19 protein-coding genes are annotated in these 17,776 nt (G+C 73.1%); 5 read left to right on the top strand and 14 right to left on the bottom strand.

The genetic code is table 11. From position 1 onward, the window contains the following. Positions 1-95: 95 nt before the first annotated feature. Entirely contained in the window at positions 96-1,016 is a 921-nt protein-coding gene (locus AB0G50_RS12500; protein ID WP_360106081.1) for a TAXI family TRAP transporter solute-binding subunit, read from the bottom strand. A gap of 136 nt (positions 1,017-1,152) precedes the next feature. Here AB0G50_RS12500 and dctA point away from each other — a divergent pair, with 136 nt between their 5' ends. Further along, entirely contained in the window at positions 1,153-2,508 is a 1,356-nt protein-coding gene (gene dctA / locus AB0G50_RS12495) for a C4-dicarboxylate transporter DctA (RefSeq protein WP_360106078.1), read from the top strand. 14 nt (positions 2,509-2,522) lie between these two features. Here the strand turns inward: dctA and AB0G50_RS12490 are convergent, their stop codons facing one another. Beyond that, complete coding sequence (locus AB0G50_RS12490; protein ID WP_360106075.1) at positions 2,523-3,932, bottom strand: HAMP domain-containing sensor histidine kinase; 1,410 nt, start codon at positions 3,930-3,932, stop codon at positions 2,523-2,525. Between the two features lie 79 nt (positions 3,933-4,011). Here AB0G50_RS12490 and AB0G50_RS12485 point away from each other — a divergent pair, with 79 nt between their 5' ends. Continuing rightward, positions 4,012-4,533, top strand: coding sequence for a hypothetical protein (locus AB0G50_RS12485; protein ID WP_360106072.1), 522 nt, complete (start codon positions 4,012-4,014; stop codon positions 4,531-4,533). 155 nt (positions 4,534-4,688) lie between these two features. Here AB0G50_RS12485 and AB0G50_RS12480 read toward each other — a convergent pair whose 3' ends face one another. The 7 genes from AB0G50_RS12480 to AB0G50_RS12450 all read right to left on the bottom strand — a co-directional run bounded on the left by AB0G50_RS12480 (position 4,689) and on the right by AB0G50_RS12450 (position 12,664). Then, positions 4,689-5,381, bottom strand: coding sequence for a response regulator transcription factor (locus AB0G50_RS12480; RefSeq protein ID WP_360106069.1), 693 nt, complete (start codon positions 5,379-5,381; stop codon positions 4,689-4,691). Between the two features lie 9 nt (positions 5,382-5,390). Next, on the bottom strand, positions 5,391-6,425 hold the full coding sequence (gene lgt, locus AB0G50_RS12475; protein ID WP_360106066.1) for a prolipoprotein diacylglyceryl transferase: 1,035 nt from the start codon (positions 6,423-6,425) through the stop codon (positions 5,391-5,393). Positions 6,426-7,622: 1,197 nt separating this feature from the next. After that, positions 7,623-8,408 carry a tryptophan synthase subunit alpha gene (trpA, locus tag AB0G50_RS12470; protein WP_360106064.1) on the bottom strand — a complete coding sequence of 262 codons (786 nt, stop codon included), beginning with the start codon at positions 8,406-8,408 and terminating at the stop codon, positions 7,623-7,625. Then, positions 8,405-9,631 (bottom strand): tryptophan synthase subunit beta, encoded by a 1,227-nt coding sequence (gene trpB, locus AB0G50_RS12465; protein WP_360106061.1) that lies wholly within the window; start codon positions 9,629-9,631, stop codon positions 8,405-8,407. The genes trpA and trpB overlap by 4 nt, the downstream gene beginning before the upstream one ends. A gap of 10 nt (positions 9,632-9,641) precedes the next feature. Continuing rightward, positions 9,642-10,451, bottom strand: a complete 810-nt coding sequence (gene trpC, locus AB0G50_RS12460; RefSeq protein ID WP_360106058.1) for an indole-3-glycerol phosphate synthase TrpC — start codon at positions 10,449-10,451, stop codon at positions 9,642-9,644. Positions 10,452-10,638: 187 nt separating this feature from the next. After that, positions 10,639-11,130, bottom strand: coding sequence for a Trp biosynthesis-associated membrane protein (locus AB0G50_RS12455; RefSeq protein ID WP_360106055.1), 492 nt, complete (start codon positions 11,128-11,130; stop codon positions 10,639-10,641). After that, positions 11,123-12,664, bottom strand: coding sequence for an anthranilate synthase component I (locus tag AB0G50_RS12450; protein ID WP_360106052.1), 1,542 nt, complete (start codon positions 12,662-12,664; stop codon positions 11,123-11,125). Before AB0G50_RS12450 ends, AB0G50_RS12455 begins: the two co-directional genes overlap by 8 nt. 94 nt (positions 12,665-12,758) lie before the next feature. Here AB0G50_RS12450 and AB0G50_RS12445 point away from each other — a divergent pair, with 94 nt between their 5' ends. Next, positions 12,759-13,367 (top strand): TetR family transcriptional regulator, encoded by a 609-nt coding sequence (locus AB0G50_RS12445; RefSeq protein WP_360106049.1) that lies wholly within the window; start codon positions 12,759-12,761, stop codon positions 13,365-13,367. On the opposite strand, the gene hisI is transcribed toward AB0G50_RS12445, so the two are convergent. From hisI to hisF, 3 genes are read right to left on the bottom strand one after another with little or no spacing between them, the layout of a single operon-like run. Beyond that, positions 13,343-13,729 carry a phosphoribosyl-AMP cyclohydrolase gene (gene hisI, locus AB0G50_RS12440; RefSeq protein WP_360106169.1) on the bottom strand — a complete coding sequence of 129 codons (387 nt, stop codon included), beginning with the start codon at positions 13,727-13,729 and terminating at the stop codon, positions 13,343-13,345. The two genes, AB0G50_RS12445 and hisI, sit on opposite strands and share 25 nt — an antisense overlap. Further along, on the bottom strand, positions 13,720-14,094 hold the full coding sequence (locus AB0G50_RS12435; protein ID WP_360106046.1) for a hypothetical protein: 375 nt from the start codon (positions 14,092-14,094) through the stop codon (positions 13,720-13,722). Before AB0G50_RS12435 ends, hisI begins: the two co-directional genes overlap by 10 nt. Next, on the bottom strand, positions 14,094-14,867 hold the full coding sequence (gene hisF, locus AB0G50_RS12430; protein WP_360106043.1) for an imidazole glycerol phosphate synthase subunit HisF: 774 nt from the start codon (positions 14,865-14,867) through the stop codon (positions 14,094-14,096). The genes AB0G50_RS12435 and hisF overlap by 1 nt, the downstream gene beginning before the upstream one ends. A gap of 45 nt (positions 14,868-14,912) precedes the next feature. On the opposite strand from hisF, the gene AB0G50_RS12425 reads away from it, so the two are divergent. Further along, positions 14,913-15,287: a PPOX class F420-dependent oxidoreductase gene (locus AB0G50_RS12425; protein WP_360106040.1), complete on the top strand. Its 375-nt coding sequence runs from the start codon at positions 14,913-14,915 to the stop codon at positions 15,285-15,287. Between the two features lie 422 nt (positions 15,288-15,709). Continuing rightward, on the top strand, positions 15,710-16,426 hold the full coding sequence (locus AB0G50_RS12420) for a Clp protease N-terminal domain-containing protein (RefSeq protein WP_360106037.1): 717 nt from the start codon (positions 15,710-15,712) through the stop codon (positions 16,424-16,426). Here the strand turns inward: AB0G50_RS12420 and priA are convergent. Next, on the bottom strand, positions 16,389-17,123 hold the full coding sequence (priA, locus tag AB0G50_RS12415) for a bifunctional 1-(5-phosphoribosyl)-5-((5-phosphoribosylamino)methylideneamino)imidazole-4-carboxamide isomerase/phosphoribosylanthranilate isomerase PriA (RefSeq protein WP_360106035.1): 735 nt from the start codon (positions 17,121-17,123) through the stop codon (positions 16,389-16,391). The two genes, AB0G50_RS12420 and priA, sit on opposite strands and share 38 nt — an antisense overlap. 10 nt (positions 17,124-17,133) lie before the next feature. Next, positions 17,134-17,769 (bottom strand): imidazole glycerol phosphate synthase subunit HisH, encoded by a 636-nt coding sequence (gene hisH / locus AB0G50_RS12410; protein WP_360106032.1) that lies wholly within the window; start codon positions 17,767-17,769, stop codon positions 17,134-17,136. Positions 17,770-17,776 lie beyond the last annotated feature (7 nt).

Genomic DNA, 17,776 nt, shown 5'->3' with positions numbered 1-17,776 from the left:
CCCGAACGACAGGGGTCACCGACGTTGTTACGCCTTGTTAAGCATAACGGCCTAGCCGCTGGTCGGCGCGCTGGTGAGAGCTTTCCGACAGCCGCTCAGCGCTTCACCGACCGGAACCAGCGCTCGGCGCCGCGGTGCAGGGGCACCTGACCGGTGGCGATGCCGGTGCGCACGTTGATCCGGGCCGCCTCGGGGTGGCCCGCGGCGATCCTCCCGGACTCCGTGAACACCGTCCGCGTCACCACCTCGACCACCGACGCGTCCAGCGCGGTGCGCGCCAGCAGCAGGTTCGGCACCGCGAACGTCCGGCACGGCCCGAGGTCGCGGTACGTGGTCGCCGGCACCGTGACCGGCACGTACGGGCCCGGGTAGGCGTCGGCCAGCAGCACGGCCTCGGCCGGCAGGTCGACCAGGCGCAGCGGCACCCGGCCCGCGATGTCGGTGACGGCGGGCGTGGGGATGCCGGTGAACACCAGGAACGCGTCGAGGTCGCCGGACACGAGCTGCCGCGCGGCCTCGGCGTGCGCCATCCGGCGACTGTCGGGGGTGACGCCGAGCAGGGTGAGCAGGCGGGTCGCGGTGAACTCGGTGCCCGACTCGACCGGCCCGAGGGACACCCGGCGGCCGGTCAGGTCCGCGACGGTCCGGATCGGCGAGTCGGCGGGCACCACGAGCTGGAAGAAGCTGTCGTAGAGCCGGCCGACCGCGCTCACCCCGCCCGGGTCCTCGGCGCTGAGCAGCAGCCCGTCCAGTGGATCCAAAGAGGACAGTCCCAGGTGGACCTCGCCGCTCTGGAGCAGCCGGCCGTTCGCCACCGACGCCGCGGTCGGCCTGGCCCGGACCGCGGTGCCCGGCAGCGCGTCGCCCAACGCCGCCGCGAGCGCCGCGCCGAGCTCCTTGAACACCGCGCCGTCCAGACCGGTGGCGAGCACCAGCTCGACGGGCGGCGCCGGGTCGCCGGGCGTGCACGCACCGGCCGCGAGGGCGGCCAGCAGGAACGCGCGTCGGGTCGGCACAGTCCGGGAGACTAGCCCGCCCAGGCGGGTGAACGCCGTGTTACGTCAGAGGGACCTGAAGTTTCCGCGCCGCGCCTTGTCGGGGCGCGCGGGCGTCCCGAGGATCACTGGCCAACGCGAGTGCCGGGAGGACGACGTGGTCGAACAACGCCGCAAACCGCTCTACAAGCACCTGTACTTCTGGGTTCTGGTGTCGATCGTGCTGGGTGTGGTCGTCGGGTACGCCTTCCCGGCGCAGGCGTCCGGGATGAAGTGGCTCGCCGACCTGTTCGTGAACCTGGTCAAGGTGGTCATCGCGCCGACGATCTTCTGCACGGTGGTCGTCGGCATCGCCGGGCTCGGCAACCTCGCGAAGGCGGGCGGGCTCGCGCTGCGGACCATCCTGTACTTCACCGCGATGACCACGGTGGCGCTGGTCATCGGGCTCGTCGTGGTGAACGTCGTGGCGCCCGGCCACCACGGCCCGCCGATCCCGCTGGACGACTCGGTGGCGCAGAAGACGTTGACGGAGGCCAAAACCGCGGAGACCGGGGTGACCGGGTTCATCCTCTCCCTGGTGCCCAAGTCCTTCGTGTCGGCGTTCACCGACGGGCAGCTGATCCAGGTGCTGGTGGTCGCGGTGCTGGTGGCGATCGCGGTCGGCTCGATGGGCGCGCGCGGCGCGTCGGTGGTGGCGGCGCTGGACACCGTGTCCAAGGTGATGTTCGGGGTCATCCGGATCGTCATGTACGCGGCGCCGATCGGCGCGTTCGGCGGGATCGCCTACACCATCGGCAAGTTCGGCGGCACGGTGCTGGGCAAGCTGGCGTGGCTCATGGGGTCGTTCTACGCGACGTGCCTGCTGTTCGTGTTCGTCGTGCTGGGCGCGGTCGCGTGGTACTCCGGGTTCTCGATCCTGCGGTTCCTGCGCTACATCAAGGACGAGCTGCTGATCGTGCTGGGCACGTCGTCGTCGGAGTCCGTGCTGCCGCGGATGATCGCGAAGATGGAGGCGGCGGGCGCGGACCGGTCGGTGGTGGGGTTGACGATCCCGACCGGGTACTCGTTCAACCTCGACGGGACGTGCATCTACCTGACCATGGGCGCGATCTTCATCGCCCAGGCCACCGGTCACGACGTGTCGCTGGGCACCCAGATCGGGTTGCTGCTGTTCATGCTCCTGGCGTCGAAGGGCGCGGCGGGCGTGACGGGCGCGGGTCTGGTCACGCTGGCCGCGTCGCTGACCGCGTTCGAGGCGAACAGCGCCATCCCGGCCGTCGGCATCGCCCTGATCGTCGGCATCGACCGCTTCATGTCCGAGGCGCGCGCCATCACCAACGTGATCGGCAACGGCGTGGGCACCCTGGTGATCGCCCGCTGGCAGAACCAGCTGGACCGCACCCGGCTGGCCCACGTCCTGGCCAACCCCGGCTCGGTCGACGTGGACCTGCCCGCGCCGCGCGAGTCCGCGGTGCCGCCGGAGCGGGAGGCCGCGCCCGACGCCGCCCGGTAGCCGGGTTCGGCGGGTCACCGGTCCGGTGGGATCGGGTGTGGCGGGATCGGGTGCGGCTGGGTCTGTGGTGACGGGGTCGCGAGGCGCAGGACGGCGGTCAGGCCGTGCGGGTCGGTCGGGCTCAGGCTCAGGGTGCCGCCGGCGCTCGCGACCAGTTCGGCGCAGATCGCGAGGCCCAGGCCGGTGCCCGGGGTGTTCTGGTGCTTCGGCGCGCGCCAGAAGCGGGACAGGGCGCGGGCGCGTTCGTCCTCGGTCAAGCCCTCGCCGTCGTCGGCGACGCGCAGTTCCAGGGTGTCCGGGGTGGCCGTCGCGGAGACCGTGACGCGGGTGGCGCCGGAGAGCCGGATCGCGTTGGCGACCAGTTCGTCCAGCACGCTGCCCAGGCCGCCGGGTGGTTCCAGGGCGCGCAGGCCGGGCGGCACGTCCACCTCCAGGGCGATGTCGCCGGCCAGCGCCCGCCAGCCCGGCACGTGCGCGGCGAGCAGGGCGTCCAGGTCGACCGGCTCGGCGGCCGACGCGCTGTCCAGCCGGGTCGCGGCCAGCAGGGCGTCGAGCACCCGGCCCATCTCCTCGGCCTCGTCCACCGCGATCCGGTGCGCCTCCCGACCCGGTTCGCCGACGACGTGCGGTGCCAGGTTGTCGACCGCGAGCCGGAGGCCCGCCAGCGGGTTGCGCAGCTGGTGGGAGGCGTCGGAGACGAACGCGCGCTGCCGGCGCAGTGCCCGGCCGACCACCTCGACCATGGTGTTGAACCCCGCCGTGAGCCGGCGCAGCTCGGGTGGCCCGCCCTCGACCGCGCGCACGTCCCACTCGCCCTGCGCGACGGCCGCGGCGGCCTCGTCCAGCCGGCGGACCGGGCGCAGCACCCACCGCGACATCGGCCACGCCACCGCCACCACGCCGAGCGTGGGCACCAGGCCGATCAGGGCCAGCAGGGCCCACTGGCGCAGGATCGCGGCCTTCAGCTCGTCGGTCGGCGAGATCGTGACGACGGCGGCGACCACCTCGCTGTCCCGGCCGACCGGTTCGACCACCACGACGTCCTCGTCCCGCCACGGCCACACGGACTGGTCGGTGTCGCCCCGGTAGCCGCCGAACGCGGCGGTCAGCCCGGCCTCAACCTTCGCGCCGGTCAGCGGGAACGGCTGCCGGGAACTCTCGATGACCGACCCGTCGGTGCCCACGATCGCCGCCGCGATGCCGTACAGGTGGTCGTAGCGGACCAGTTCCTCGCGCAGGGCGGTCCGCCGGTTCGACGCCAGCGCGTTCTCCGCGAGCGAGGCGAACCGGCCGGCGTCACCGAGCCGGTCGAGGTAGGTCTCCCGACTTTCCCGTTGCACCACGGCGACCGCCAGTGGCACGCCGAGCGCGCCGACCAGTGCCACCAGCAGCGGCACGATCAGGACGAGCAACCGTCTGAGCAAAACGCAACCTCGCGGGTGTGACCTGCGTCATCCTGGTCGGTGGACCCACTCGCGGTCCAGGACCAGGGGGAATGACGAGATGCTACGAAAACTCGCGCTGGTGGTCGCGGCGGTGACCGGCCTGGCGCTGACCACGGCGTTCACCGCCTCGGCCGCGGCCTGTGAAACGGGCTGGGGCTCCCTGCCCCGGTTCGCGCCGGCGACGACGGCGGGCGAGCTGACCGACATCCGCGGCGGCCGGCAGGACTGCTACGACCGCCTGGTGTTCGACTTCCGGGGCACCGACGACGGTTACTCGGTGCAGTACGTGGACGAGGTCTACGAGGAGGGCTCGGGCAAGGTCGTGCCGCTGCGCGGCGGGGCGAAGCTCCAGGTGGTCGTGTACTCGCCCGCCTACGACGCCTCCGGGCACCCGACCTACGTGTTCGCCAACCGGCGCGAACTGGTGGACGTGTCGACCTACTCGACGTTCCGCCAGGTCGCCTTCGCGGGCTCGTTCGAGGGCCAGACGACCGTGGGCCTGGGCACCCGGGCCCGCCTCCCCTTCCGGGTGTTCACCCTGCCCGGCCGAGTCGTGGTGGACGTCGCCCACACCTGGTGACCCCCGACCGGGTGACTCCGACTCGGTCGGGGTCACCCGATGGGGTGGGCATGCGGTCGGTCAGGCAGGCAGGCAGGCAGTCGGTCAGGCGGGCAATCGCGCGGTCGAGCAGGCGGGCGGCCACCCGATTGGGTGAGCGACGGACTGCGGCCTGATCAGCGGAGTCCGGGCAGGTCAGGCGGGTCCGGGCGGTCGACTCGGTAGCCGACGCCGCGGACGGTGTCGATGCGGACCGCGTGGCCGACCTTGCCGCGCAGGGCGGCGATGTGGGTGTCGAGGGTGCGCGAGGGTGCTTCCCAGTGGGCCTGCCACACCTGGTCCACGATGAGGTCGCGGCTGACGACCGTGCCCGCGCGGCGGACCAGGAGGGCGAGGAGGTCGAACTCCTTGCGGGTCAGGGCGATCGGCTCGGTGGCGATGCGGGCCTGTCGGGTGGACGGGGTCAGCGTCAGGGTGCCCAGGGTCAGGGTCGGGTCGGTGTCGTCGTGTGCCCGCGCGGAACGCGTGCGGCGCAGCACGGCTTCGATCCTGGCCAGCAGTTCGGCCGTGCCGAACGGCTTCACGACGTAGTCGTCCGCGCCCGCCCGCAGGCCCAGCACGCGCTCGCGCTCCTCGCCCCGCGCGGTCACGGTGATGATCGCCGTGCCCTCGCGGTGCCGCAGCTCGCGCAGCACCTCCAGGCCGTCGGCGTCGGGCAGCCCGAGGTCGAGCAGCACCACGTCGGCGGCCGGCGCGCTCAACGCCGCCGCGGCCGTACCGACCCGGTGCACCTCGTAGCCCGCGTGCTTGAGGGCCGTCAGCAGGCCGCGCGCCACCCGGTCGTCGTCCTCGACGACGAGGATGCGCATGGCCCGCGCCTACTCGTCCTTGCCCTCGCCCGGCTTGCCGTCCGGCGCGCCGGCCGTGGCCTCGGCCTTGACCCCGTCGCCGCCCGGCTCCGGGTGGTCGGACCCACCCCCGTCGGCCGCGACGTCGGCCTTGGTCGGCGCGTCGTCCGGATCCGCGGCCGAGCCGCCGTCGTCCGGCCCGGGCTCACCCCGGACGATGACCTCGCGCCCGCCCTTGCGGCCGGCGAGCAGGAACCCGATCACCGCGCCGAGGAACACCACGATCGAGGTGATCACGTTGATCCGCAGCCCGAACACCTGGGTCGCCGGGTCGGTCCGCATCAGCTCGATCCAGAACCGGCCGGCCGTGTAGCCCGCCACGTACAGCGCGAACACCCGGCCGTGACCGAGCCGGAACCGGCGGTCCGCCAGCACGATCAGCAGCGCGACGCCCAGGTTCCACAGCAGTTCGTAGAGGAACGTCGGGTGCACGATCTCGATCGGCGTGTGGTCGAGCGCCACGCCGTTCAGGTCGTCCTTGAACCCGGTCTCCGGGACGACCCGCTCGTAGATCTCCAGACCCCACGGCAGCGTGGTGGGACCGCCGTACAGCTCCTGGTTGAAGTAGTTGCCGAGCCGGCCGATCGCCTGCGCGGTGACGATGCCGGGCGCGAGCGCGTCCGCCATCGCGGGCAGCGGGATCCCCCGCCGCCGGCACGCGATCCACGCCCCGAGCCCACCGAGCGCGATGGCACCCCAGATCCCGAGCCCGCCGTTCCAGATCGCGAACGCGGCCCACGGGTTCTTGCCCTCGCCGAAGTACTTCTGGTAGTCGGTCGCGACGTGGTAGAGCCGCCCGCCGACCAGCCCGAACGGCACGGCGAACACGGCGATGTCGGTGACCTCGCCCTTCACCCCGCCGCGAGCCACCCACCGGCGCTCACCCCAGTAGATGGCCACGATGATGCCGACGATGATGAACAGCGCGTAGGCCCTGATGGGGATGGGTCCGAGCTGCCACACACCCTGGCTGGGGCTGGGAATCGTCGCGAGGTAAGTCGTCACCACGGCCACCACCGTAGTGGGTGCCCGCAACACCCCTATGGCGGTAGGTCGATTGTTACCGGGAACCACGAGTCGCCGCCGGGCGGACCGCGCCCGCCGACCGCCCTCCGGACCTGGCCCTTCGGGGCGAGGGTGGAGAGCGCCGTGACCACCGCGAAGATCGCCGGCGCGGGCAGGGCGGAACGCGGCCAGGGCGAAGCCGCATTCGTCGACCTGACTTCTCGCTGGGCCGAGCGGAACGCGGGCCGAGCGGAACGCGGCAGGGCGAAACACGGGCGGGGGGGATGTGCGGGTAGGTCTGTGCGGCGGGCAGGGCGAGCGCGGGCGGCTTGATGCGCACCGGGTCTGTGCGGCGGAAGGGATGGCTGGCGGAGAGGGACGGGCGGCGGCGGAATTGGGCTCGGCTGGGCGCGGCGCGGAAGGGCCGGGTGCCGAGGGACCGGTCACCGGACGGGCGTGCCAGCCGGAAGGGCCAGCCGCCCACGGCGGCCGGCGGCGGCCCGGGGTGCCGCCGCCGGCGAGGACCCAGCGGTGCAGGACCCAGCGGTGCGGGGCTCGGCTGTGCGGGGCTCGGCTGTGCGGGCTCGGCGGTGCGGGCGAGGGTGGCGGCCCAGGCCGTACGGATGAGGGCGGCGGCGCAAGCGGTGGCGAGGCTGCGCTCCGCCACCTCGGACGATCACCGAGAGAACACGCCTGTTCCGCCCACGGCGGCCCGGCAGCGGACTCGGCGTGCCGATGGCCGCGAGAACACGGCGGCGCGGACCAGGGCGGCGGCCCAGGCGGTGGCGAGGTCGCGCTCCGCCACCTCGGACGATCACCCGCAGGACGTGGATGTTCCCCCTGCGGCGGCCCGACAGCGGACTTGGCGTGCCGATCGCCGCGAGAACACGGCGGCGCGGACGAGGGCGGCGGCCCAGGCGGGAGCGAGGCTGCGCTCCGCCACCTCGGGCGATCACCGAGAGAACACGCCTGTTCCGCCCACGGCGGCCCGGCAGCGGACTCGGGGTGCCGATGGCCGCGAGAACGGCCCGGGTCGGTCGGCGGTAGGCCGCCCAACAGCGCGGGGCGGTGGTCGGAGGACGGGGCGTGGGGTGCGGTGTTCGTCATGCGGCAAGTGTCCCGACCACCACCGACAAAACCGGGGGCCTCGGAAGGCCCCCGGTTTGTCGTTCACTCCAAAGTGCGGCTATTCCGCAGTTACGCCCGCGACGGCACGCGGCGGACGCCTTCGGCCAGGTCGCGGGTCAGGTCGGCGACCGTGCCCGTCTCCACCGCCGACACGAACGCCGAGCCCACGATGACGCCGTCCGCGAAGGCCGCCAGTTCGGCCGCCTGGTCGCCGTTGCGCACTCCCAGCCCCACCCCGATCGGCAGGGTGGCGTGCTCGCGCACCCGCGCCACCAACTCCGGCGCGGCCGACGAGACCGCGTCGCGGGCGCCCGTCACGCCCATCACCGACGTCGCGTACAGGAAGCCCCGGGACGACGACGCGGTCAGCGCGATGCGCTCCTCGGTGGACGACGGCGCCACCAGGAAGATCCGGTCCAGGTCGTGCTCCTCGGACGCCGCGATCCACTCGGTCGCCTCGTCGGGCACCAGGTCCGGCGTGATCAGCCCCAGGCCGCCGGCCGCCGCCAGGTCGCGCGCGAACCGGTCCACCCCGTACGCCAGCACGGGGTTCCAGTACGTCATGACCACGGCCCGCCCACCGGCCGCCGACACCTGCTCCACCACGCCGAACAGGTCGCGCACCCGGAAACCGCCGCCCAACGCCTGCTCGGCGGCGCGCTGGATGGTCGGCCCGTCCATGACGGGGTCGGAGAACGGCAGGCCGACCTCGACCACGTCGCACCCGGACTCGACCATCGCGCGCAGCACGTCCACCGAACCGGACACGGTGGGGTAGCCCGCGGGCAGGTAGCCGATCAACGCCGCCCGCGACTCCGCGCGGCACGCCGAGAACACCGCTTCCAGCCTGCTCATGACGACTCCTCCACGCCCAGCCCGAACCACTTGATCGCGGTGTCCATGTCCTTGTCGCCGCGACCGGACAGGTTCACCACGATCAACCCCTCCGGGCCGAGCTCCCGACCGAGCACCAGCGCGCCGGCCAGCGCGTGCGCCGACTCGACCGCCGGGATGATGCCCTCGGACCGGGACAGCAGCGCGAACGCGTCCATCGCCTCGGCGTCGGTCACCGGCCGGTACTCGGCCCGCCCGATGTCCTTGAGGTGCGAGTGCTCCGGACCGACGCCCGGGTAGTCCAGACCGGCCGAGATCGAGTGCGCCTCGGCGATCTGCCCGTCCTCGTCCTGGAGCACGTACGACATCGCGCCGTGCAGCGACCCGGGCGTGCCGGCGGTCAACGTCGCGCCGTGCCGACCGGTGTCCACGCCGTCGCCGCCGGGTTCCAACCCGACCAGCCGCACCGACGGGTCGTCGATGAACCCGTGGAAGATGCCGATCGCGTTCGACCCGCCGCCGACGCACGCCGCCACCACGTCCGGCAGCCGCCCGGCCTGGTCGAGGATCTGCGCCCGGGCCTCGATGCCGATCACCCGGTGGAAGTCCCGGACCAGCATCGGGAACGGGTGCGGCCCGGCGGCCGTGCCCAGCAGGTAGTGCGTGTCGTCCACGTTGGCGACCCAGTCGCGCAACGCCTCGTTGATCGCGTCCTTCAACGTCCGCGACCCGGTCTTGACCGGGATGACCTGCGCGCCGAGCAGCTTCATCCGCGCCACGTTCAGCGCCTGCCGCTCGGTGTCCACCTCGCCCATGTAGACGACGCAGTCCAGGCCCATCAGCGCGCACGCGGTCGCGGTGGCGACGCCGTGCTGCCCGGCGCCGGTTTCCGCGATGACCCGCTTCTTGCCCATCCGCTTGGTCAGCAACGCCTGCCCGAGCACGTTGTTGATCTTGTGCGACCCGGTGTGGTTGAGGTCCTCGCGCTTGAGGAAGACCCGCGCGCCGGCGTGCTCGGAGAACTTCTTCGCCTCGGTGAGCAGCGAAGGACGTCCGGCGTACTCGCGCAGCAGCCGGAAGAACTCGTCCAGGAACTCCGGGTCGACGCGGGCCTTCTCGTAGAACTCGGCCAATTCGTCCACCGCGGCGATGAGCGCCTCCGGCATGAACCGGCCGCCCCATCGCCCGAAGTGACCGCGTTCGTCCGGGTCGTGGGGCGTCGGGGGCAACTGGCCGCTCGACATGCGCTCTCCTCTACCTGCTCGGCCGGGGACACGCGGGGTGCGACCCCGCCGTCACCAGCTTGTTCACCGCGACCTTGGGGTCGCCGCTCGTCACCAGGCTCTCGCCGACCAGCACCGCGTCGGCACCCGCGCCGGCGTAGGCCATCAGGTCGCCCGGCCCGGACACCCCGGACTCGGCGATCTTGATCGTCTCGAAGGGCAACCCGGGCGCGATCCGCCCGAACACGTCCTTGTCCACCTCGAGCGTGTGCAGGTTGCGCGCGTTCACGCCGATCACCGACGCACCCGCCTCCAACGCCCGGTCGGCCTCCTCGGCCGTGTGCACCTCGACCAGCGCCGTCATGCCCAGCGACTCGACCCGGTCGAGCAGCGACACCAGCGCGTTCTGCTCCAGCGCCGCCACGATCAGCAGCACCAGGTCCGCGCCGTGCAGCCGGGCCTCGTGCACCTGGTACGGGCTGACGATGAAGTCCTTGCGCAGCAACGGGACCCCGACCGCGGCCCGCACCGCGTCGAAGTCCGCCAGCGAGCCGCCGAAGCGCCGCTGCTCGGTCAGCACGCTGATCGCCCGCGCGCCGCCCAACTCGTACTGCGTCGCCAGGTCCGCCGGCTCCGGGATCTCCGCGAGCGCGCCCTTGGACGGGCTGCGCCGCTTCACCTCCGCGATGACACCCACTCCGGGCGACCTCAGGATCGACATCACGTCCTGGGGCGGCGGCACCTTCGCCGCCTGTTCCCGAAGCGCGTCGAAGGGCAACTCCGCCTCGCGCGCGGCGAGGTCCTCCCGAACACCTTCGATGATCGATTCGAGAACGGTCATCCGAGCACCTCGCTCGTGTCCGTCAACAGTTCGGTCGCAAGCTCCCGCACGTCATGCTCCCCTTCCCGCCACAAGGATGCTAACCCCGTGGTGGACCCGCTCCCGCGACCGGGGTCGCCCTGTTCGCGCAGTTGGTCGGGGTTCTTCGCACTCCACGTGCGCAAACGTGCGCCACCCGGACGCCGAGTCACCCGTCGGCGTGAGGTCGGTCCCGGGCGGTGGGGTCGTCGCCGCGCTCCAGCGCGTTCCACAGCTCGCGCTCGGGGTCCACGACGCGCTTCGCCGCGCCCGGCGTCTGGTAGCCGCCGCCCAGCCTGGGCAGCGCCGACCCCCGGACCACCAGCGCGAGGCCCGCCGCGAGCACCAGCACGCCGCCGAGCCCGCCGACGCCTCGCCCCAGGAGCCCGCCCGCGTCCGCGACGGCCAGATACACCGTCGTGCCGCCCGCGAGCGCCACGACGACGCCCAGCACCCGGCGGACCCACCCGCCGAGCGCGACCGTCGCCGCGACGGCCGCCACGGCCAGCCAGGCCACCGGCACCAGGGCCGGCTCGACCGCGCCGCCGCTTCGGTGCGCCGAAGCGTCCCACTCGAGCGCGGCCGACGACCACAGCGCCACCGCGCCGAGCAGCAACAGCAGCACGACGGTCCACAGTGGACGCCGGGACGGGCTAGACACCGGCCGGGTCCACCGCCGCCGCCATCGTCTGGGCGGTGGCGATCGCCGACAGGACCGCGCCGGCCTTGTTCAGCGTCTCGTTGTCCTCGGCGATCGGGTCGGAGTCGGCCACGATGCCGCCGCCCGCCTGCACGTAGGCCACGCCGTCGCGGACCAGGGCGGTCCGGATGGCGATCGCGGTGTCCGCGTCGCCCGCGAAGTCCAGGTAGCCCACGACGCCGCCGTACAGGCCGCGCCGGGTGGGCTCCAGCTCCTCGATGATCTCCATCGCGCGCGGCTTGGGCGCGCCGGACAGGGTGCCCGCCGGGAAGCACGCGGCCACCGCGTCGAACGCCGTGCGCCCCTCGGCCAGCTCCCCGGTGACCGTGGACACGATGTGCATCACGTGGCTGTACCGCTCGACCTTGAAGAAGTCGACCACGGTCACCGAGCCCGGCTTGCACACCCGGCCCAGGTCGTTGCGGCCCAGGTCGACGAGCATCAGGTGCTCGGCGCGCTCCTTCTCGTCGTGCAGGAGGTCCTTCTCGAGCAGCGAGTCCTCCTCGGCGTCCACGCCGCGCCACCGGGTGCCCGCGATGGGGTGCGTGGTCGCCTTGCCGTCGCGGACGGTGACCAGGGACTCGGGGCTGCACCCGACGATGTCGAACCCCTCGAGCCGCAGCAGGTACATGTACGGGCTGGGGTTGGACGTGCGCAGCACCCGGTAGATGTCCAGCGGGTCGGCGTCGGTGCGCATCTCGAACCGCTGCGACAGCACGACCTGGAACGCCTCGCCGGCCCGGATCGCGGCCTTGGCCTTCTCCACCGCCGCGCAGTGCTCCTCGCGGGTCCGCCGCCGGGTGAACTCCGGCTTGGGCCGGGAGAACACGGCGGCCGTGGCGGGCGCGGGGTGCTGGAGGTCGGCGGTCATCCGGTCCAGCCGCGCGACCGCGTCGTCGTACGCGGCGTCCACGCGCTGCGCCGAGTCGTCCCAGTTGATCGCGTTGGCGATCAGCGTGACGGTGCCCTCGTGGTGGTCCAGCGCGGCCAGGTCGGTGGCCAGCAGCATGACCAGCTCGGGCACCCCGAGGTCGTCCTCGGCCAGCTCGGGCAGCCGCTCGAGCCGCCGCACGGCGTCGTAGCCGATGTAGCCGACCATGCCTCCGGTCAGCGGTGGCAGGCCGGGCAGCGGGTCGGTGCGCAGCACCTCGATGGTCTCGCGCAGCGCCACGAGCGGGTCGCCGCCCTCGGGGAGACCGACCGGGTGCGTGCCCCGCCAGTGCGCCTCGCCCCCGGTCGCGGTCAGCCAGCCGGCGCTGCGCGCGCCGACGAACGACCAGCGCGACCAGGAGCGGCCGTTCTCGGCGGACTCGAACAGGAACGTGCCCGGGCGGTCCGCGGCCAGCTTGCGGTAGAGGCCGACAGGGGTCTCCGCGTCCGCGAGCAGCCTGCGCACCACCGGGATCACCCGGCGGTGTGCGGCGAGTTCGCGGAACTCCTCGCGGGTCGGGCTGATCTCGCCCAGACCGGTGCCTGCACCGATGACGCTCACCATGACGGCCATTCTGCCGTGCGCCGCCCAACGGGTTTCGCCGCGGGCTATTTCACCTCGTGTTGAAATACTGGCCCGGTGCGGTGAAGATGGTGCGGTGACCGGGGAACAGGCGACGCCGAGGCGGCGCGGACGACGGGCGGGCGGCGAGGACACCAAGGCCGCCCTGCTCGCCGCGGCGCGCGAGGTGTTCGTGGAACGAGGGTACGAGGGCGCCACCGTCCGGGCGATCGCGGCCAGGGCCGGGGTGGACGCGGCGATGGTGAACCACTGGTTCGGCGGCAAGGAGAACCTGTTCGCCAAGGCCGTGCTGCAACTGCCGGTCGACCCGAACGTGCTGGTGGAACGCCTGCTCGACGGGCCGGTCGAGGAGGTCGGCGAACGGATCGTGCGCAACTTCGTCGCCGTGTGGGACGCGACCGGCGGCGGTCAGTTCACCGCGCTGGTGCGCAGCGTGACGGCACACGACCAGGTGGCCGAGGTGCTGAAGGAGTTCTTCGTCAAGCAACTGCTCCGGCGGGTGCTGGTGGAGCTGGCGGTGGACCGGGGCGAGCTGCGGGCCACGTTGTGCGCCACGCAGATCTTCGGCATGGGCATCGTGCGCTACATGGTGCGGTTCGAGCCGATCGCCTCGGCCGACGTGGAGGTGCTGGTCAAGGCGATCGCGCCGAACCTCCAGCGCTACCTGACCGGCGACATCGGCTGACCGCCGGCGTGGTCCTGGGCGGCCAGCAGCGTGGTCGCGTCGAAGCACGTCTCGTCGCCGGTGTGGCACGCGCCGCCCACCTGGTCGACCCGGAGCAGCAGCGCGTCGCCGTCGCAGTCCAGCCGGACCTCGTGCACGTACTGGGTGTGGCCGCTGGTTTCGCCCTTGACCCACAGCTGCTGCCGGCTGCGCGAGTAGTACGTGGCGCGCCGGGTGGTCAGCGTGCGGTGCAGGGCCTCGTCGTCCATCCACGCGACCATCAGCACCTTGCCGCTGGTCCGGTCCTGCACGACGGCGCACACCAGCCCGTCGGCGGTGCGCTTGAGCCGGTCGGCGACGGACGGGTCGAGACTCACCGGGATCCTCCGAAGTGCTCCAGCGACGGTCGGGTGTTGAGCAGCACGAGCCCGAAGACGTGCGCCGCGGACAGCACGCCGGACAGCACCCGCACCCACACGGGGCCGTCGTTCAGCGTGGCGAGCAGGTGGATCAGGCCGACGAGCACGAACACGACCGTGGCGCCCAGTCGCGCGGCCCGGGCCCGGGTCAGCAGCGCGGCGACGGCGAGCAGCTCGAGCACCGCGACGATCACCGGGAACCTGATCCACCCCGGGTCGCCGTCGGCCTGCCAGCGGACGAGTCCTTCGAGGACGAACGCGAGCGCGCTCGCCGCGCCCACGACGATCGCCGCGAACACCTCGACCGGGACGTTGCGGGGGTGGAACATCAGCGGACCTCCACGCCGGAGCGCCGCAGCTCGTCCTTGACCTCGCCGATGCGCAGCGCGCCGAAGTGGAAGACGCTCGCCGCGAGCACCGCGTTCGCGCCCGCCTCGACCGCCGGCGGGAAGTCCGCGGTCGTGCCCGCGCCGCCGCTGGCGATCAGCGGCACGTCGACCACCTTGCGCACCAACCTGATCAGCTCCAGGTCGAACCCGCTCTTGGTGCCGTCGGCGTCCATCGAGTTGAGCAGGATCTCGCCGACGCCCAACTCCTGGCCGCGCGCCGCCCACTCGACGGCGTCGATGCCGGTGCCCTTGCGGCCGCCGTGCGTGGTGACCTCGAACCCGGACGGGGTGGGCTTCCCGCCCTCGGGCACCCGGCGCGCGTCGACCGACAGCACGATGCACTGGGCGCCGAACCGGCGGGACAGCTCGCCGAGCAGCTCGGGCCGGGTGATGGCGGCGGTGTTCACGCCGACCTTGTCCGCGCCGGCGCGCAGCAACGTGTCCACGTCGGACGGTGCGCGCACGCCGCCGCCGACGGTGAGCGGGATGAACACCTGCTCGGCCGTGCGCCGCACGACGTCGAACGTGGTCTCGCGGTTGCCCGACGACGCGGTCACGTCCAGGAAGGTCAGCTCGTCCGCGCCCTCGGCGTCGTAGGCCCTGGCCAGTTCGACGGGGTCGCCCGCGTCCACCAGGTTGGTGAAGTTGACCCCTTTGACCACCCGTCCCTGGTCCACGTCCAGACAGGGGATGACCCGCACCGCGACCGACATGGCGTCCAGCCTACGTGGCGCGGTGCGAGGGCCTACGGTGCGGGGATGACGTTGGGGCAGGAGAAGTACGTGGTGCTGACGACCTTCCGGCGCAGCGGTCAGGGGGTGCCGACGCCGGTGTGGGCGGCCGAGGAGGGCGGCGCGCTGTACGTGTGGTCGGCGCGCGACGCGGGCAAGGTGAAGCGGATCCGCAACGGCGGCGCGGTCACCGTCGGTCCGTGCGACTTCCGCGGCAACCCGACGGGGCCCGCGGTCGACGCCACGGCCGAGGTGCTGGGCGCCGAGGAGAGCGCGCACGCCAAGAGGTTGATCGCCCGCAAGTACGGCCTGGTCGGCCGGCTGACCCTGTTCGGCAGCCGGATCCGGCGGGGCGAGCAGGGCACTGTGGGCATCCGGGTGGTGCCGACGACCTCGGCTTGACGCTGCCCGGCCATCGCTCGGACACGCCGCCGCCGGTGGGGTCGGGCGGGCGACAGCGGCTCGGCGTCCCCTGGCGGCCGCGAGACACCGGCGATCGAGTCGGCGACAGCGGCTCGGCGTCCTCCGACCCGACCACGCGGGCCGGCGGTCGGGTCAGCGACTACGGCCCGGCGTCCTCCAGCGACCACGCGGTGCCGGCGATCGCGTCGACAACGGCTCGGCGTCGTCCGGCGGACGTGGGCGCCGCAGGGCGATCGGGCCGAGGCGAACCATGCGCCGCAGGGCACTCGGTGGTGCCGACAACCCCGGGTTGACGCGGCCGGCCGTCGCTTTCAGCCCAGGCACGCGCGGTGCCGAAGCTGCCCCGAGATGCCGTCAACCGCGAGTTGACGCTCTACTCTGCGTCAACCTAAAGTTGACGGATGCAGCCGCCGGTCCAGCTGACCGACCTCATCGTCACCGTCGCCCAGGAGGCCCGCGAGCCGTTGACCAGGTTGGCCGCGGCCGTCGAGCTGAGCGCGCGGCTCGGCGAGCTGGGCGACCACCTCATCGGCCACTTCGTGGACGAGGCGCGGCGGTCGGGCGCGAGCTGGACCGACATCGGCGAGAGCATCGGGGTCACCAAGCAGGCCGCGCAGAAGCGGTTCGTGCCCAAGGAGTCGACCAGGCCGGACTTCGGCCGGTACACCGACCGCGCCCGGCGGGTCGTGGTGCTGGCCCGCCACCACGCCCGGTACAGCACGCACGTCGGCACCGGGCACCTGCTGCTCGGTCTGCTGGACGAGTCCGGCGGTCAGGCGGCCAAAACCGTCGCCGCGCTGGAGGCCTCCGAGGGCACGACCAGGCTCGTCCTGCTGCACGAGCTGGCCGGCGCGCCCGAGGAGCGGCCCGACGACCAGCAGTTCACCGCGCACGCCAAGAAGGCCTCGGAACTCGCGGTGCGCGCGTCGCTGCGGCTCGGTCAGCCGTTCGTCGGCACCGAGCACGTGCTGCTGGGGCTGCTCGCGGAGCCCGACTGCACCGCGGCCAGGGCCCTGGCGCAGACGGGCGTCACCGCGCACGCCGCCGAGAAGCACATCCGGGCGGAGTTCGAGCGGGCGATCAGCGACGTACCGCGGCCAAGGCCTCGGGGAGCGTGAACGCGCCCGCGTAGAGCGCCTTGCCGACGATCGAGCCCTCGACCCCGTCGCGCGCCAACGCGGCCAGCGCGACCAGGTCGTCCACACTGGACACCCCGCCGGAGGCGATCACCGGCGCGTCGGTGCGCGCGCACACGTCGCGCAGCAGCTGGATGTTCGGGCCCTGGAGGGTGCCGTCCTTGGACACGTCGGTCACCACGTAGCGGGTGCACCCGTCGCGGTCGAGCCGGTCGAGCACCTCCCACAGGTCGCCGCCGTCCTGGGTCCAGCCGCGCGCGGCCAGCCGGTGGCCCTCGGCGGTGATCCGGACGTCGAGGCCCACGGCGACCTGCTCGCCGTGCTCGGCGACGACCTTCGCGCACCACGCCGGGTCCTCCAGCGCGGCGGTGCCCAGGTTCACCCGGGCGCAGCCGGTGGCGAGCGCGGCGGCCAGCGACTCGTCGTCGCGGATGCCGCCGGACAGCTCGACCTTGACGTCGAGCTCGCCGACGACCCGCGCGAGCAGCTCACGGTTGGAGCCGCGGCCGAACGCGGCGTCGAGGTCGACCAGGTGCACCCACTCCGCGCCGTCGCGCTGCCACTGCAACGCGGCGTCGAGCGGGTCGCCGTAGTCGGTCTCGGAGCCGGCTTCGCCCTGGACGAGGCGGACGGCAACACCGTTGGCCACGTCGACGGCCGGCAGCAGCGTGAAAGTCACGCCGGACAGCCTAGTTCAGGGTGCGGAGCCAGTTCTCCAGCAGGTGCGCGCCCGCGTCGCCGGACTTCTCCGGGTGGAACTGGGTCGCCCACAGTGGACCGTTCTCGACCGCCGCGACGAACTCGTCGCCGCCGTGCTCGGCCCACGCGACGAGCGGCGCGCGCAGGGGGCCGGTGTCGTCCAGCTCCCACTTGCGCACGCCGTAGGAGTGCACGAAGTAGTAGCGGGTGTCGGCGGGCAGGCCCGCGAACAGGGCCGAGCCCTCGGGCGTGCGCACCGTGTTCCAGCCCATGTGCGGCACGATCGGCGCGTCGAGCCGCTCGACGGTGCCCGGCCACTCGCCGCAGCCGTCGGACTCCACGCCGTGCTCGATGCCGCGCTCGAACAGGATCTGCATGCCGACGCAGATGCCGAGCACCGGACGGCCGCCCGCGAGCCGGCGGCCGATGATCACGCCGCCCTTGACCTCGTTCAGCCCGGCCATGCACGCGGCGTAGGCGCCGACGCCGGGCACCACCAGGCCGTCGGCCTCGAGCGCGGCGCGGTGGTCGGAGGTGACCTCGACGTCGGCGCCGACGCGCTGGAGCGCGCGCTCGGCGGAGCGGAGGTTGCCTGATCCGTAGTCCAGTACGACGACTCGTGCCACGCGACCA

This window comes from Actinosynnema sp. NPDC020468 (genome assembly GCF_040642015.1).
Lineage (GTDB): Bacteria > Actinomycetota > Actinomycetes > Mycobacteriales > Pseudonocardiaceae > Actinosynnema.
This window is presented reverse-complemented; position numbering and strand designations above follow the sequence as displayed.